This window comes from uncultured Marinobacter sp. (genome assembly GCF_947259545.1).
Classification (GTDB): domain Bacteria; phylum Pseudomonadota; class Gammaproteobacteria; order Pseudomonadales; family Oleiphilaceae; genus Marinobacter.
On sequence record NZ_CAMYMK010000008.1, the window covers coordinates 601,956 to 617,880 of the forward strand.

Consider the following 15,925-nt stretch of genomic DNA (forward strand, 5'->3'; position numbering starts at 1 on the left):
CAGGAAAGGGTGGTACCCCCGGCAGGACTAATATGTGTTATTAAGTTTATGAATTTTAATCGAATAAAATTTTACAGTCCTTATATATACCCCTAAATGTACCCCCAAAATCATTTGTGTAATCGGCAGTGGTTCCCACCTATGTGCTCTAAGACTCGAATAGTTCTTAGATTGGCATCTCGCAACTTTAGGGGGCCGAACAGAGCGGTGAGTTGAGAACTGGCTATTTAAGGGTTGCACGGCAGTGTAGCATCGGCTGCCTTTGCACGTGCTTCACATTTTTTCCAAAGAAGGTGACCATGGACGCGGAAATGTGAACCGAGGCACCAACTCCGGCTGGATTCACGAACCCTCCTGAATAAGAGCAGCGAGGTCATGCCGAATTTCTTCCCCGCTCAAATCGGGCCGCATTAAAAGGCGAGGGTTACCTTCGCGATCAAATACATAAATCGCGCTGCTGTGTGACACCGCATAATTTCCATCAGCGTCAGGTTCGTCATAACCGAAGGTTGTCCTATATCGTTTTGCCAGTTCACGAAGCTGGGGTTCTTTTCCAGTGAGCCCTACAATATTGTCACCGAAGAAATCCACGTATTTTGCGAGGCGCTCGGGCGTGTCACGTTTCGGATCGACACTCACGAACAAAGTGAGTACTTCATCCTGAAGCTCGGGGTCCAGGCCACTGGTTACCTGATTGAGTTTTTGCAGGGCGGTCGGGCAAACATCGGGGCACGAGGTGAACCCGAAAAACAGCATTCTCACGCGGCCACTGTAATCATCGCCAGATACAGACTTGCCCTGGCTATTGATCAGGTCGAATTCCAGCTCAGGCATCAAGCCACTGATGTTTTTACCGTTCCAGTCTTCCTCGTCATTGCCAAAGCAACCAGTCAGCAATAGGGATGCTATCAGCGTTAAGGTCGCCGATATGATGTTGGTGCGCTGTCGCCAGAAGCGAGTTCTCATGACGCTGTTTCCTCAAGTTGTTTGGATTGGTTGGTATATTTTCCGTCCTGATGCATGGCTCGCCGGAGCATCAGAAGAATGCCAAGAATGCTCATCATGGCCGGAGGAATATAGGTCAGCATGCCGCCCAGAAGCTGGTCGACTTCTGGATCCAGCGGCCAGGCCCTGCCACAGACTTCGTAAACGTCATAGACCATGTCACGTGAGAACACGATCCACGCCCCAAGAAACATCTGAAGCACACCCGCGGCAGCCAGAACCAACATGCGTCTGCCATACCCCAACGATGAGGTGATCGCCGGCGGTCTTGGGTCAAAGATCAACCACCAGAAGAGAAGACCATCCAGCAACATGCTCCAGTTCATGACCCAGTACAGCTCCCGGCTGAGCATGGCGTCGAAATGGATCGATGGCCACAGCCAGAAATAAATGAGCCCAACAAATAGGAAAAGGGCGATAAAGGGCTGTTGCAGAACCTGATAAACCCAACCCAGAGGCCGTAGCGCGCGCCTCCAGCCCGGGCGGATTTTTTCAAACCAGAACCGCAGGACCGGCAACGGATTGGACAGGGCGATAAGGATAGGCCCGATGTGATGAAGAATCAGATGCTGGCCCCGATGGACGAAGAACATGTATTGCGCGTAGTAATCGAAGCGCGTCTGCATCACCGCATAACAGATCAGCACCCCCAGGGTGAACGCAAAAATCCGTAGCGAGCCAGGCCGATCCTGATCCGGCATCCGAATTAGCCCGACGCCATAGAACCCCATCACGAGCATGTAGCTCAGCACGGTCAGCGGCGAGAAATCGTAGGGTAGAAGGTAGTCAAGCAGTGACATAGCGTTGCCGGTTTTGTTGTTATTCCAGTGACTCTACCTTGGATGTCACCAGGTCGTACAGTTCCTGAGGCCCCAGGCGGCTCAAGATGTCTCCGTTAACGTAGAATGTTGGGGTTCCGGAAATTCCAACCGCCTTAACGTCCGCAGCATCCTGTTGAATAATGCCGTCAATCTCGGGTGAGTTCATACCGGCCCGGGCGGCTTCTACGTCAAGCCCGGCTGACGCCGCCGCATCCCATGCTGCGGTGACCTTTGGATCATCGTGCCATTTCGGCTGTGCTTCCATAACAGCGTCAAGCACCGGTTCATAGATTCCCTGTTCACGGGCGGTTTCCAGAATTCTGACGGCCTCTTCCGAGCCTTTGTGAAACAATACGTAGCGCAGTACCAGACGCACGTTGTCCGGGTAGGCAGCCTGAATCTGTTTCACATAGGGATGCATGGCGCGACAACCTTCGCAGGATGGGTCGAAGAACTCGACAATGGTTACCGGCGCGTCCTCAGGGCCAATAACGGGAGAGTAATCCCTCACCAGTGGCGTTTTTTCAACAACAGCAGGCTCATTAGTGCCCTGAGAGCCATCGTAAATAACAAAAGCACCAGCAAAGACAACCAGACAAAAAAGAATAAGACTTATGACCAGGGTTCGGGTTCGCACGGGAGATGTTCCTATTTTCGATGAGTTTACGGGTTTCAGATTTTTCAGGTGTCCGGTAGCAGCCGACTGGGCACCCACCGCAGATAAAGCATCATTCCAAACAGTTCCACCAAAGACTGGACAACAATCACCACGACGGCCACAGCCCAGGCCTCTGGCATTGACAGTGCCAAAGGTAAAACCACGAAGGAGTTGCGTGTTCCTAGGCTGAAGATGACGGTGCGACCGGTTTCTACCGGTAATCGAAAGACCCGGCGCAGAGCCTTTCCAACCAGAGCCGCAGCTAGAAGATAGGCCGGAAACAGAATCATCAAGGGCCAGATAAGTGAGCCGGTACTGTCGATCTGGCTGACCTGTGTCATTGAGATGATGAACAGTACGACTGTCAGCAGAGGGACCGGCATCAGACCCATGAAGCGAATGAACCCGATGGCTTTTCTGGAGTTTTCGGCCCATTTTTCAGTCAGAAATGCCAGGATAAGCGGGACAATAATCAGCCCGCCAAAGGCCGGCAGGAGGTGCCGCCCAAGCTCAAGATTCACGTCGAACTGATTACCCATGAAAAGCCAGAGGTAAAGTGGAAGAAGACCCAGTTGAGCAATCAGCAGAACCGGTGTTGCCGCAATGGCTCGGGTGCTGTCCCCCTTGCCTAGGTGAGTGAAGGTGACAAACCAGTCGGTACAGGGCATCAGCAATACCAGAAGCACTCCCAACTTCAGCGCGTCATTGTCCGGCAGCGCCAATATCAGCAAGGCAGTGATCGCCGGCATGACCAGAAAATTTCCGGTGAGCAAGGCACCCATGAACCGACGGTCCCGGAACATATCAGACAGGTGGGTCAACGGTGTTTGAGTAAATGTGGCGTAGAGCAGAACTCCGAGCAACCCCCAGATTAAGTAATCCGGCACACTGTCACCGAGGGACGATGTCCAATCCACAGACAGTCCGAAAACAACAGCGATGAGGTAGGCCCAGACCTGGTGGCGTTCAATTACGTCTCGCATGGCGTGCTCGTAACCGAGTGGAATGTCGGCCATTCGCAGCATATCTGCCACACGGTACCCTTTTCAGCAGCCCTGCTAGCCATGGCCATAAGTATGGGCATCTTTGTGACTGTGATCAGGATGTTCAAACTCCAATGTTGAATGAGTGATGCCGAACTCGTTTTCCAAAGTTCGTTTTATCCCACCCTTGACTTTTTCAAGTTCATTCCAGGCACTTATTTCGACCACCACATGGGCGTCGAGGGAGGCATCATGCTCACCCATCTGCCAGAAATGTACGTGGTGAAGGTCTAAAACGCCTTCTACGTTTGATAAAGCCTCGATGACAGAATCTGTGTCGATATCCAATGGACTACCCAGCATGAGTGTCCGGATGGTTCCGCCGATTTCCGTTAGACCCAGGTAGAGAATATAGCTTGCGATACCAATTGTGATCGCGGGATCAACCCAACGCATGTCGTACAGGAGAATCAGGGCGCCGCCTACAACGACTGCAATTGACGCAAACGCATCAGACAAGTTGTGTAGAAACAGCGCACGGATGTTGACGCTGTCCTTTTGCATGGAGTAAGTAAGCAGCGCGGTCAAACCATCCACTACCAATGCGATAATGCCAAGCCAAACTACCCACCACCCCTTGATTTCCGGGGGATCTATGAATCGCATGCCACCTTCGTAGATCAAATATGCCCCGATCATTATCAAAGTGGTGTAATTTATGAGTGCCGCAACAACCTCAATTCTCCCGTAGCCAAAGGTCATCTTCGAGTCGGCCGGGCGGCGTGCAATCTTCCGCGCCGCAAATGCGATAAATAGTGACGCCATATCCGAAAAGTTGTGTATAGCGTCGGCTATCAGCGCCAAGCTGCCAGCGAAGATCCCTCCAGCGATCTGAGCCAAGGTTAGGATACCGTTCGCCCAGATAGCTACTGCAACTCTCTTATCCTTAGTATCCGGTGACATGTGAGCATGCTCGTGGCCCATTGTTTTCTCCTTGGTCGTTGCTGTTCAATTAAACGTAGTCGCAACACTCGCTAAGCCTGGCTCAGAGGGCTTAGCGAGTGTTGCGACCGCGCGAAAACTAGCCATTCTGGCGATTTTCCATGTTATTCCCGGCACCTTTCTCGGCTGTGAAGCCCGTGACCAAAATCATGGCCACGCTCAGGAGGATGAACACGTCGGCAAGGTTGAACGCCGGCCAATGCCAAGATTGCCAATGGAAATCCAGGTAATCGACAACGTAGCCTCGGAAAACTCGGTCGATGACATTTCCGAATGCACCGCCAAGTACCATCGCATAGGCCAGGGCTTCTGTTCGCTTATGGCTGTCCCGCATCAATTTGACCAGAACAGCCGAGACGACAACGGCTATCGCAATAAAAAAATATCGCTGCCAGCCCCCGCCATCGGCGAAGAGACTAAAGGCAGCGCCTTTATTCCATACGTGCACCCAATTAAAGAAAGGAGTGATCTCAACCGATTGCCCGTAAGCCATGGATTGCTGGACGAGCCATTTAATAAGCTGGTCGGCCAGCGCTACCAGTGTGGAAAAGCCGAGAAAGATAAACGTAGAAAAACTAGCACGGTGTTCAGACATCGAATTATCCTTTTAGTGCAAGGATGCGCTTGGCACCAATGAATACAATGCCTCCCACAACGCCGCCAATAACCAGATCCGGATAGTTTGAACCGGTCCAGGCAACAAGAAGCCCCGCAAGGATAACTCCCAGATTGATAACCACATCATTGGCCGAAAAGATCCAGCTGGCTTTCATGTGAGCACCGCCTTCACGGTGTTTTGCGATCAGAAGAAGGCAGCTGATGTTGGCAACGAGAGCAACAGAGGCGACGGTCATCATCATTGACGACTGGGGATCACTGCCGAACAGAAAACGCCTGCCAACCTCAACCAGTACACCGACGGCAAGGATAAGCTGGAGAATGCCAGCCACATGCGCAGCTCTGACCTGCATTTTGATGCCGTGCCCAACGGCGTAAAGAGCAAGACCGTAGACGGCAGCGTCGGCAAGCATGTCTAGCGAGTCTGCAATTAGGCCAGCAGACTGCGCGATCAGGCCCATCGTCATCTCGACCAGAAACATCAGGCCGTTGATTGCCAGCAGTATCCATAAAGTGCCGGATTCCTCAGTCTCGTTGGCATGAGACGATTCAGCCGCCCTGACGGACTCAGGGCTGGCGTCTTCTGTCTTCTGCAAGGAAGCGCCCAGACCCAGGGTTTCCAGTTTGCTGGTAATAGGTCTGACTTCGCCTTGATGGATAATTTCCAGCTTTCGATTCGATAGGTCGAATGAGAGTGACTGAATGTTGTCAAAACCCGTGAGCGCCACTCGAATCATTCGCTCTTCTGAGGGGCAATCCATTTTTGGCACGCTGTAGGTGCTGAGCTGGCTGTCTGTTTCGGCGGTGACGGGTCTCTGAAGCTCATTGTTTACGACTGAATCTTCGCTGCCACACTGTCCATCGCAGGGTTTGCTCATTTTCGCGGCTCCGGTTCTCACACAAATCCGTTATTTAAAACCCTGTAGTCACTACAGGGTCAACGTTAAGTTGTTAGTTTTTGACGACACTGGTGAACCCACCGCGATTCGACGACTTGCGGTATGACCCTGTAGTAACTAAAGAGTTGAACTGGAGTACATTAAAAGGAGTTTGAGCAACGATGAGGCAGGGCAACAAGAGCGTACTAATCCTTGGTAGCTACGGAGCTGCAGGGGCGGCTATTGCAACACTCTTGGGCAACGGATCGACAGCGACATTGTCTTGGCAGGCCGGTCGCTGGAAAAAGGGCGTGAACGGGCGGAACAATTAGATCGCCCGGGGAATACCGGGCAGAGCTGGCATCAAATTAACAAGGTGGTGTCCGGTTTAGCGGGGGCCACCACAGGGAGCGAACAGAAGAATTTAGTGAATGACCTGGCGTCAGACGGAAAGCGCTTCCGTGCCCACGACGCGATGTACGAAGACAGCCGCTTATATTCAAGTTCAATTCAGTGTCAAAGGATATAATAAAAGGTTTTGGTTTTAGGTTGTTGAAATACAAAGAAGAAATTTAAAAATGTAACAACTCTGCAATAAGTGCAAAGCACCATCTACTCAGCATTTGAAAGACTTCAAGTGTCATTTTGAATCTATCTAATCTGAAGAGGTGTCCATGAAAAAGTGTCTATCAATGTTGGTGTTTGGTGGGGTTGCAGTAACTTCAATGAATGCACTAGCGGGGGAAGGTCCTATCCTGTACGGCAAAGCCAATGTTTCGTATGAAAACCAGGACGACGGTAATAGCGATACCTGGAAGCTCCAGAGTAATGCGTCCCGTCTGGGGGTAAAAGGGGCGCTCAATACCGACCTCGAAGGCTTGGAGGCGATCTACAAGGCAGAATTTGAAATATCGATTGATGATGGAGATAAGGATGGCCAGACTTTCTCGCAGCGTAATATTTACGGTGGCTTCAAGCAGGCGAACCTCGGTGCACTGATTGCGGGAAAATTTGACACACCTTTAAAGTCAGCGCAGGGCAAGGTTGACCAGTTCAACGACTTACAGGCGGATATAAAAAATATCATGGCTGGTGAAAATCGGACCAGCAACATTGTTCAATACAGTTCTCCACGTCTGTTTGATGCTGTGGGCGTTAGTGTTGCCGTCATCCCGGGTGAAGAGCAGTCAGCTGGGGCAGAGAACGACGGACCTGCGGATGCAGTTTCCAGCTCTTTTACGTTTGAGAATGATCGTTTTTACGGAAGTATTGCCTACGATTCTGATATCGAAGATTCACTGGAAGCCGATTCAAGTGGCGATAGTCGTCTTAATATCCTGCGAACCGTAGGGAAGGTCCGATTAAGCAACTTCGAGATCGGCGCAGTTTACCAGTTGGCAGAAGAAAGCGATGGCCCTGGAGAAGATACGTCTTATCTGGTTGGTGGTGCCGTTAATCTTGAGCGTTGGAAGATCAAGGCACAGTACGGACTGACCGAAGCCGAGACAACAAACGAGGAGCTAACCCTGCTGGCCTTGGGGCTCGATTATAAACTGGCGAGCAAGAGTAAGGTCTATGCGTATGTGTCTCAGGTGGAGGCGGACTTGGCCGACTCTGAGGACTCCACATTTGGTGTGGGCTTCGAGCATAAGTTTTCCATGTAGAGTCGAGCGTGATCGCTGAATACAGGGGGACCGACGTATCTGAAATCTTTTCCGGATTTCAAGCTCATTTAAGGTTCGTGTGAGAGTCTACTTGTGAGTTAACTAAGGTTATTTAATGGCGGGAATGCTTCATTCTCGCCTTTTTTTTGACCTTTAGTTCGTTGTTCTAGCTGGTTTTAAGATTTGCGCCACGATCCGTACGAATCGGATATCACAAACAATTAAGAAAGAAACTGGAGGGGAATACGTTGAAACGCAACATTCTGGCCACTGCGATTGCAGGGATGACAACACTGTCGGGAAGTTGGGCCGCGACGGCAGCGGAGGTTGAATTCCACGGTGATATGGATAACCGCTTTCAGGCCTACACCAATCAAAGAGACTGGTTTGCTGGTGGTAACTCAGGTGGCGGTACGCTGAAAGATGACGAGCCGACCGAGAGCTTCGGCGAGGTCAAATATCGCTTCTGGGCGAAGGCAACTTCCGACGACAAGAAAGTTACCGGTGTATTCGCGACGGAGATTGGTGGCATCCGCTACGGTGAGGGGTCGGGTGGCGACTATTCCGGTGATGGTGTGAACATCGAAACACGGTGGGCTTATGTGGATTTCTTGGTGCCCAACACGCTAGACCAGCGCGTCTCGCTGGGCTTGCAGCCAGTGTCAGTGAACCGACATGTCTGGACTGAAACCGCCACAGCCGCTGTTTGGAAAGGCTCACTGGGCTCTGGATTTGACTATCAGTTGTTATGGGGGCGAGGTGACTCTTCCAATGAGAGCGGCGTCGACTCAGAACAGGACGAAGGCTGGGATGGCGCGGACAACTTCGCGATCAACCTGAACAAGCGTTACTCACCGAACCTGAGCGCGGGCCTATTCTATCTCTATCAGATGAATGATCAAATTGCTGAGGGAGTAGGTACGGTAAATAGCAGGGAGTATGAACTGAAGAGTATCGCTGATAACTCCAAATATTCCGTTTCCAGCTTTGGGGTGGAGATGGATTATGGTCAAGAGACGTCGCTAGGCCGCATGTTCGTGAAGGGTACGGTGATTGGCCAAAGCGGAACAATAGAAGGTGTAAATTTCGTCCCATTGAATGGTGCTACGAATCCCAATACGAACTATGACCTTTCGACCGTTCTGGGACGCGGCGAGCTCGGGCTGCAATTTGGACCAAACCAACTGACGTACACCGTGCTCTACGCATCGGGCGATGGCAATGAGAAAGACGGGGACTTCGACGCCTTCATCGCCACGGATGTCGACTTCAGCGACAGTATGATTTTTCAGGAAAACATGACGAGCGATGACTACTTCGCCGAAACGCCCTATATCCTCGACAAAGGGTATTTCATGAACAAGCTACAGCTCGATCATAAAGTAGCGGCCAATATTACGGTCAGCGGAATGATTGTCTACAACCGCTTGGCTGAGGACATTGCACTTGCCGATGGATCGTCCTCAAAAGATCTCGGACTGGAATTTGGCTCCAAGGTCTCGTACTTCCCATACCCTTCGCTTGAGCTGTCGGCAGAAGCTGCATACCTGGCATCAGGCGATGCCATGGATGCGCTGGAGGAAACTGCCTTACAGGACGGCAAAAGCGATCAGGACATTGTTCATGTTGCCGGTCGGGTAAGGTACAAGTTCTAACAAGAACGGGGTGGTGGGAGCGCCACCCCGCTTTTGTTATACGAAATGAATCCGCATTAAGTGACTTTTTCCTATGATGACTCGTTCTGCAGTATTTGTGTTCCTGATGCTACTACTAGCTGGTGCGGTACAGGCGGTTGAGCGTGAGCATCCAGCAAAGGCAAAGGTCATTCAGGTAGATCGTGATCAAAAAGTGCTTTCCCTCACAGTCGACGATGCCACTGTTGAGGTAGGTGATTTGTTTGTTGTGTTGCGGGAGCCTGATCATGCAGGCATCCCGGAGAAAAACCTTGCAGTCATCGGTATCGAGAGTATCGGAAAGGATCAAGCAGTAGGGAAAGTGCTGTTTGGAACGATGCCCTCCGTTGGCGCTGTATCGAAACGCTTCTACGGTATTCCGGCGGTGTTTACTGACAGAGTCGGCGATCCCACGCCGGTAACGCCGGCGTTGAAAGCCCGATTTCCTGATCTTTTGTGGCGGGACGAGCCAGAGGCGTCAAACGATGTGCCATTGGTGCGCTTTCAAGTTACCGGGAGAGGTCAAGCCGTTGCGACCTACAATAACACCTGGTTGGTCGGCATCGTACAGACCGATGCTGAAGCACATCGGGTAGGTTCAGTTGAGGGGGAGGCTTCATCGTCTCCATATGCGAAGCTGCCAATCAATGCAAAGTCGTTGTCCGCGTTTCGTTCTGGCAGCGATTACTATTTTGCGGCGGAGCATGGAAACAAACTCAGCTTTTTCCTTGTTGATTCCAGCGGGGCTGTTCAGAGCCTGGCGTCCATTGAGGTGCCCCGTCGGGAGAAAGTCATCCGAATGGACTGGTACGTTTCAGAGAACTCATATTACCTCATTTTGAATCAGTGGAATGGCCGTAGTGTTTCAAGTTCTTTGATCCAGTTGGCCGAGGGGAAGGCTGAAACCATCGGTTTCATTCCCTTAATCTTGGGATTGCAGGATTTGGACGCTGACGGTCGCCGGGAAACTATTCTCGGGCAGTCTTTCTACTCAGAGCAGGGGTTTGGTTCAGAGATCTATAAAATATCAATCTCACCGAACGGGCCTGATCTTGAGAAGGCCGTTCATGAAGAATTAAGCCAGTACACGCCAGTGTTCCGGGTAATCGGTGCCGTTGTTCAGAACGAACCGAGACCTTTGAATATGGTGACCGTCTCCCAAGGGAAGGTTTCATTTTTCCCTGCTGGCACCGAGGGCCCACATCTGGACTATGAGATTGGAAGCCGGGTGGCAGGCACGAGTATGACTTACGACGTGTCGCCTGAGTTGGTGTTTAGTCCGAGGCAAACACTATTTTTGCCGAACCTGCTCGTACGCTCCGGTGGGGACGCAGTTAATATCGGGATTCCACAGGAATCCAGTGCAGCCGAAGATATGATAGGTGTTTATGATACTCGAGTTGATTGGTTGACGCTGAGATCCGGGAAATCTCCCAAAACGCAGTCAACAAGTCTTCTAACGTCGGTTCCGGTGTCCCCCGTATCAGGCAATACAGAGTTATTCTTTATGTCGCCGGATGAAAACTCAGTTCAAAGTGACAGTTTTGACGTTGAGACGTTGGTGTATCGGGCTGCTATGCCTACTGGTCGCTGACTAAAGCTGGATAAGTTGCCCTTGTAGTCGTCAAATGCTTCTGGGAAGCTCGATTAGAACCCGAAGACCACCTTTGGGTGATATAGAAAAATGCATGGCACCACCGTAGTCATTGATGATTTCCTCAACGATTGATAGGCCAAGGCCATAGCCAGGGGTTTTTTCGTCCAGTCTTTTCTGGCGCTTGGTAAGATCGGCGAGTTGGTGTGACGCTACTCCGGGGCCGTCATCTTCAACAAGAATGGTCAAAGTGTCATCGTGAAGTTTCAAGTGTAGATGAACTTCCTGAGAGCACCATTTGCTTGCGTTATCAAGCACATTACCCAAGATCTCATTAAAATCACGCTCATCAATTGGCCAGACAAGCTCTCTGGGTAATGTTTCTTGAAGATGGATCTGTTTGTAAGGATAGATTCGACTGACTACGTCCACCAGTGCCAGAGTTCTCTCAATGATCGGTGTCGCCTTTCCAATGTACTGACCGGACATTTCGGTTTTTCTCATTTGAGTGTCGATCAGCTCGTGCATTTCAGACAGTTGAGACTTAATTTGACTCGCGATTGTGGTGGGAATGGCTTCGTCATTGATCATGGAGTTTATGACGGCAAGGGGGGTTTTTAAGCTATGAGAAATATCTGCGGCTAGGTGGCGTGAACGGGTAAGTTTTTTGTCGTACGACTCTAATAGACGATTAAGATGTTTGACAAGTTCATTGAATTCTTCAGGTACGTTCTCATCCAGTCTATTACGCTGACCCTTTTTAAGCGACGTTAATTGGGCACTCATCATTTTTAAGGGTTTTAGTGCGATAGTTACCCCAATAAATATGATCAATGATATCGTAACGAGAATTGTAAAAGATATTATCCATATAAGAACGTGGATTTTGTCAAGCGTGTTTGGTGAGTAGGAGCTTTTTTCAATTATAGTAACGCTTAGTTTATCTTGTCTGTTATTAAATATTCTGTAGTAGCCAAGGATTGATCGATCATCATCCGATATGTGAAAAATTCCAGGCTTTCTGAACGATTCTACCACCTGTAATTTCGGTTTAATGTTCTCGCTTGTAAAACTCCGACCTTGACTGTCTTCGATGTGAACTGAATATTGAGACAATGAAAAATTTCTGAGAGAGGATTTTGTAATTTCTTCTTTATCATTTGTTAGCATCTTTGAGAGTCGGTTAGCTGCAGCCTCTAGCTGCTGCCTGTGAAGCTCGTCATGGATATAGTCGATTAAAAGGGTGTGTGAGAAGAATATCAGCCCGGTACACGCGAAACCCGTTAGCGTCAGGAAAGTAAGCAGTTTCCGTTTTATTGAAGGGCGTTGTTGTTTTCTGGGCATGTTGTCTGCCAAGCAGGTGGTTAGAATTTGTTATCGACTAAATCTAGGCCTAAAAAAGCCGCACTACAAAAGTAGTGCGGCAAGACGGAATGGTGGAGACCATTCACGATGCAACTGGTTTTAGAATGTCGTGTATCGACAAGTTTCTATTATTCAATCGAAAAAGCTATTGGTGCGACATTATTTCTAATGAGTAAGCTGATCTTTTGAGAATTGGTCTGATTTAGATAGATTAATATCGCCCGACTTCATCATCTCGTGATAAATGTCGTCTTTATTCGATTGCATCAATTTTCGGCGAGCTTCCATGCCTACTTCAGATAAGGCTGCCTGAGTCATTACCCTATGCTGTCTCTTCATGTCCTGAACGCTGCTTTCGGAGAGCATGTTTTGTGCCAGGCTGCCGTCATTGGCCTCAGAGGCATGGAGACTTCCTGCCGCCAAGGTTAATGCTAGAGATGTGAGCAAGAGATGTTTTCTCATAGAGTCACCTTTAAGTTGAATGGTCTGCATCCCGATGGAAACAGATGAACTTTAACTCAGCTTGAAAAAATAAAATTAGATGATGAAAAGAGAGCACGGCTAGAAAAGCGGGGGCGACGGGGTCGTTAATACAAAGGTGTTAAGGAGGCGTTTTTTCAATTTCGTTTCAAGTTCATCTGCTATCAATGGCAAGTCGTTGTTCTGGCGGAAAGAGCGAGAACAATGAACCACTTACCGGTAGTGGCCGACAACTGAAGCGCATTAGCTGTCTGTTTGTTCAGGGCCAAGTACCGGTCTGATGACATACAACGAAAGCCCATGGAGACTGATTTACAATGCAAACTAATAAACTCAGGTTAGCGATTAGAGCAACACTAGCGCTTTCGGTTACGGGTCTGCTGGCCCCGTCTGTTCATGCGCAATCTGCAACTGAACTTCAGACACAGATTAATGATTTGCAGCGCCAATTGGATGACATGGCGGAAAGTAAGGGGGCGGAAGGTTGGATGGTGCCTGGCACCAACACCACTGTAACAATCGGTGGCTATGTCAAGCTGGACATGATCTATGATTTTGATCAGGACATGGGTGACAGCCTGTTCGTAGCAGGCCTTGATACTGCTAATAGCGATAGCGACCCTTCATTCCGAGCCCATGCTCGACAATCACGGGTTCGCATTAAGACAACCACGCCAACCGAAGTGGGTGATGTCAAAACGACCGTTGAAGGTGACTTCTACGGTGGTGGCGGTGATGAAGTTTTCTCCAACTCCAGAGGGCTGCGTCTTCGTCACGCCTATGGTGAGCTGAACGGCCTGCTCGCCGGTCAAACCTGGAGTAACTTCATGCAATTTACCGCCTATCCGTCCACGGTTGATTTCGACGGCCCAGTAGGTGTTTCTTTTATTCGTCAGGCACAGTTGCGCTACACCATGCCTCTTGGCGGCGGTGCTAATTTTTCCGTTTCTGCTGAGAATCCGGAAACAACGGGTTTTGACGGCTCCCGCGATAATGCGCCGGATCTGACTGCCAAGTACAAGTGGGCCGGCAGTGCTGGTGGCATTGAAGTTGCCGGTCTGGCACGTTCGCTTCAGACTGACTCTGCAGCTGCTACGGGCGACGATAACGCCTTTGGTTATGGCGTTTTGATTGCTGGTCGGCTAAGCCTGACCGACGCCACCACGGTCATGGCAGGGGCGATCTTTGGTGACGGCGTGGGTCGTTACATCTACAGTTCCTTCAGCAATAATGACAGCAGCGCTAGCCGCACTGGTATTGGTGAAGCATACATCGACGCCAACGGCGATCTTGAAACCATTGAGGCATACGGTGCCAACGTTGCTATCAGTCAGCAGTGGACGCCGAAGTTCTCCTCTGGTCTGTCCTATGGGCGCGTAGAGGGCGATCAGCCAGCAGATCTGTTCCCGAACTCCTTTGAAACCCTGCAAAGCGTTCACTTCAGCAACTTCTACAAAGTTGCTGACCCGGTAACGCTGGGATTGGAGCTTTCCTTCGCAGACAAAGAGTTGGCCAATGGCGAATCTGCTGATAACACTCGCCTGCAACTGGCTGCGCAGTTCGATTTTTAATCGTTCATAGTGTTGCTTCACATAATTGGACCCAACGACGGGCTGAAATAGGCCCGTCGTTTCTTATCTGCGCTCCCTCCCATGCGCTGGACGATGCCCTCCTCTTTTGTCTCTTTCTTTCACCTCTTTTTGGCGTATACCCCGCCATAGTTTCGTTGAACTCCGTACGAGTTTAGGTGTGATGGCGCCGAATTCAGACTGATTTAAAGGTCTGTCTGTAGGGTCGTCCTGGCACTTACGGCGAAAACGCTGATTCATGTATCTCAGTCAAATAGCCAGGATGATATTGAATGAACAAACGACTGTTGTTGTGGGTGCTGATAGTACCCGGAGTCTTGAACGTCATGCCTTCGGCGGCGGCCACCGCCGGGGAGAGCGTTTCACTCAAGGAGTACCAGCAAGCCAAGGCCAGACAGGCTGTCTCTTTGAATGAGGCAATGGTAATGGCATTTGAGAATAGCCCGATATTGGCTTTAAGGCGGGCTGCGGTGTCCATGCAGGAAGCCGAGCTCGATCATGCCAGCCGCTGGGCGCCCAGCAACCCGGAGCTTGAGCTGAGTGGCCGTGATAATCCAGATAAGGCAGATCAGTCACTGAATTACGAGGTTCGGGTTACTCAGGAAGTCTGGATGGGCAATCGGGGCGATCTCGGTCAGTCGCGTGCTCAGAGCACTCTCACTTCTCAACAGCAGGAACTTGAATACCTGAAGGTGGCGACCAAGGCCCGAGTGCGGTCAGCCTACTTCAAAATACTGCTTGCACAGAAAGAACTGGAAACGGCAAGCCGCACCGTTGAGCTGATGCAGCGAACCAAAGAGCTGGTCGAGGTGTCCGTTGAGCGGGGCAAACAGACCCGGATTGACCTCAATACCGCTGTCATTGGCTTGGCAAGAGCTAAGAGCCAGAAGGCCGAAGCGGAGCAAAAGCTTAGGCAATCAAAAATTGACCTGACGGAAGTTCTTGGGGTGTCCCCCTCCGATGCGGTAGGGGTCGTGGGAGAACTCAATGTAGCTCGTGCCAACTTGCCACCAACTAATCGCCTGGTCGCGCTGGCTCAGCGCCAGAGAGGGGATCTGAAGGCGGCAGCAGCCAGAATTGCTGCGAATGAGTCCGGCCTGGAACTGGCCAAGAGTCTAAGTATTCCGAACCTGAAAGTGTTCGGGTTCTACGAGCGGGAGGAAAGATCCAACCTTTTTGGTGCGGGTGTGTCGATGCCTCTGACTGTGTTTCATGATTATTCCGGTGAAAAAAGGAAGGCCTCGGCTCAGTTGAAAATGTCCGAGCTTGAGGCCGAGGCACTGCGTTTGGCGACTGAACGCCAGGTCGTATCTGCTGTAGCTCAGTACGAATCCGCCGTACGCAGATTGCGCCAGATGAACGAGTCGATTCTCGAGCGTTCGGAGGAAACGCTGCAACTTATGCAGAAAGCTCTTCAAGCGGGAAAAGTCGATGCTTCCGATGTCCTGTCCGCTCAGGACAATCTTTTGTCGGTGAGGAAGGAATACGTCAAAGTGCAACACGACTATATCGACGCCGTCCGGGCGTTGGAAGTGAGCACCGGCGGTGCCCTTTCAATGTCATCCGGTTCCTGATGACAAGAAAATTAATGGTTG

General features: G+C 50.5%; 14 protein-coding genes. 5 read left to right on the top strand and 9 right to left on the bottom strand.

Features of this window, described 5'->3' with window-relative positions; all coding sequences use genetic code 11:
- Positions 1-342: 342 nt before the first annotated feature.
- From Q0Y21_RS14425 to Q0Y21_RS14455, 7 genes are all read right to left on the bottom strand, one after another.
- Complete coding sequence (locus Q0Y21_RS14425; RefSeq protein ID WP_297796902.1) at positions 343-966, bottom strand: SCO family protein; 624 nt, start codon at positions 964-966, stop codon at positions 343-345.
- A complete protein-coding gene (locus tag Q0Y21_RS14430; RefSeq protein ID WP_138435657.1) occupies positions 963-1,805 on the bottom strand; it encodes a cytochrome c oxidase assembly protein in 843 nt (280 codons plus the stop codon). The genes Q0Y21_RS14425 and Q0Y21_RS14430 overlap by 4 nt, the downstream gene beginning before the upstream one ends.
- Positions 1,806-1,824: 19 nt before the next feature.
- The gene (locus Q0Y21_RS14435) at positions 1,825-2,463 is read right to left on the bottom strand and encodes a thioredoxin domain-containing protein (RefSeq protein ID WP_150994145.1); all 639 of its coding nucleotides are present in this window, start codon (positions 2,461-2,463) and stop codon (positions 1,825-1,827) included.
- 44 nt (positions 2,464-2,507) lie between these two features.
- Positions 2,508-3,500: an arsenic resistance protein gene (locus tag Q0Y21_RS14440; RefSeq protein WP_225316747.1), complete on the bottom strand. Its 993-nt coding sequence runs from the start codon at positions 3,498-3,500 to the stop codon at positions 2,508-2,510.
- Between the two features lie 42 nt (positions 3,501-3,542).
- Positions 3,543-4,451 (bottom strand): cation diffusion facilitator family transporter, encoded by a 909-nt coding sequence (locus Q0Y21_RS14445; protein ID WP_008169406.1) that lies wholly within the window; start codon positions 4,449-4,451, stop codon positions 3,543-3,545.
- A 97-nt stretch (positions 4,452-4,548) separates the two neighbouring features.
- Positions 4,549-5,064: a signal peptidase II gene (gene lspA, locus Q0Y21_RS14450; protein WP_011786687.1), complete on the bottom strand. Its 516-nt coding sequence runs from the start codon at positions 5,062-5,064 to the stop codon at positions 4,549-4,551.
- Positions 5,065-5,068: 4 nt separating this feature from the next.
- Complete coding sequence (locus tag Q0Y21_RS14455) at positions 5,069-5,965, bottom strand: cation transporter (protein ID WP_041343110.1); 897 nt, start codon at positions 5,963-5,965, stop codon at positions 5,069-5,071.
- A gap of 674 nt (positions 5,966-6,639) precedes the next feature.
- Between Q0Y21_RS14455 and Q0Y21_RS14460 the strand changes: the two genes are divergently transcribed.
- The 3 genes from Q0Y21_RS14460 to Q0Y21_RS14470 all read left to right on the top strand — a co-directional run bounded on the left by Q0Y21_RS14460 (position 6,640) and on the right by Q0Y21_RS14470 (position 10,896).
- On the top strand, positions 6,640-7,629 hold the full coding sequence (locus Q0Y21_RS14460) for a porin (protein WP_226595805.1): 990 nt from the start codon (positions 6,640-6,642) through the stop codon (positions 7,627-7,629).
- 248 nt (positions 7,630-7,877) lie between these two features.
- Positions 7,878-9,284 carry a hypothetical protein gene (locus Q0Y21_RS14465; RefSeq protein ID WP_226595804.1) on the top strand — a complete coding sequence of 469 codons (1,407 nt, stop codon included), beginning with the start codon at positions 7,878-7,880 and terminating at the stop codon, positions 9,282-9,284.
- A gap of 73 nt (positions 9,285-9,357) precedes the next feature.
- On the top strand, positions 9,358-10,896 hold the full coding sequence (locus tag Q0Y21_RS14470) for a hypothetical protein (RefSeq protein ID WP_058341920.1): 1,539 nt from the start codon (positions 9,358-9,360) through the stop codon (positions 10,894-10,896).
- A 30-nt stretch (positions 10,897-10,926) separates the two neighbouring features.
- On the opposite strand, the gene Q0Y21_RS14475 is transcribed toward Q0Y21_RS14470, so the two are convergent.
- Both Q0Y21_RS14475 and Q0Y21_RS14480 read right to left on the bottom strand, forming a co-directional pair.
- Complete coding sequence (locus Q0Y21_RS14475; protein WP_113880235.1) at positions 10,927-12,240, bottom strand: ATP-binding protein; 1,314 nt, start codon at positions 12,238-12,240, stop codon at positions 10,927-10,929.
- 186 nt (positions 12,241-12,426) lie between these two features.
- Positions 12,427-12,723, bottom strand: coding sequence for a hypothetical protein (locus Q0Y21_RS14480; RefSeq protein ID WP_094625953.1), 297 nt, complete (start codon positions 12,721-12,723; stop codon positions 12,427-12,429).
- A gap of 335 nt (positions 12,724-13,058) precedes the next feature.
- Here Q0Y21_RS14480 and Q0Y21_RS14485 point away from each other — a divergent pair, with 335 nt between their 5' ends.
- Together Q0Y21_RS14485 and Q0Y21_RS14490 are read left to right on the top strand one after the other, a co-directional pair.
- Positions 13,059-14,312, top strand: coding sequence for a DcaP family trimeric outer membrane transporter (locus Q0Y21_RS14485; RefSeq protein WP_226595803.1), 1,254 nt, complete (start codon positions 13,059-13,061; stop codon positions 14,310-14,312).
- Between the two features lie 290 nt (positions 14,313-14,602).
- Positions 14,603-15,904 (top strand): TolC family protein, encoded by a 1,302-nt coding sequence (locus Q0Y21_RS14490; RefSeq protein ID WP_094625955.1) that lies wholly within the window; start codon positions 14,603-14,605, stop codon positions 15,902-15,904.
- Positions 15,905-15,925 lie beyond the last annotated feature (21 nt).

Excerpts from the sequence above, each read along its gene's own strand:
- Q0Y21_RS14425 (WP_297796902.1), bottom strand. The coding sequence starts at position 966 with ATGAGAACTCGCTTCTGGCGACAGCGCACCAACATCATATCGGCGACC.
- Q0Y21_RS14430 (WP_138435657.1), bottom strand. The coding sequence starts at position 1,805 with ATGTCACTGCTTGACTACCTTCTACCCTACGATTTCTCGCCGCTGACC.
- Q0Y21_RS14440 (WP_225316747.1), bottom strand. The coding sequence starts at position 3,500 with ATGGCCGACATTCCACTCGGTTACGAGCACGCCATGCGAGACGTAATT.
- Q0Y21_RS14445 (WP_008169406.1), bottom strand. The coding sequence starts at position 4,451 with ATGGGCCACGAGCATGCTCACATGTCACCGGATACTAAGGATAAGAGA.
- lspA (WP_011786687.1), bottom strand. The coding sequence starts at position 5,064 with ATGTCTGAACACCGTGCTAGTTTTTCTACGTTTATCTTTCTCGGCTTT.
- Q0Y21_RS14455 (WP_041343110.1), bottom strand. The coding sequence starts at position 5,965 with ATGAGCAAACCCTGCGATGGACAGTGTGGCAGCGAAGATTCAGTCGTA.
- Q0Y21_RS14460 (WP_226595805.1), top strand. The coding sequence starts at position 6,640 with ATGAAAAAGTGTCTATCAATGTTGGTGTTTGGTGGGGTTGCAGTAACT.
- Q0Y21_RS14470 (WP_058341920.1), top strand. The coding sequence starts at position 9,358 with ATGATGACTCGTTCTGCAGTATTTGTGTTCCTGATGCTACTACTAGCT.
- Q0Y21_RS14475 (WP_113880235.1), bottom strand. The coding sequence starts at position 12,240 with ATGCCCAGAAAACAACAACGCCCTTCAATAAAACGGAAACTGCTTACT.
- Q0Y21_RS14480 (WP_094625953.1), bottom strand. The coding sequence starts at position 12,723 with ATGAGAAAACATCTCTTGCTCACATCTCTAGCATTAACCTTGGCGGCA.
- Q0Y21_RS14485 (WP_226595803.1), top strand. The coding sequence starts at position 13,059 with ATGCAAACTAATAAACTCAGGTTAGCGATTAGAGCAACACTAGCGCTT.
- Q0Y21_RS14490 (WP_094625955.1), top strand. The coding sequence starts at position 14,603 with ATGAACAAACGACTGTTGTTGTGGGTGCTGATAGTACCCGGAGTCTTG.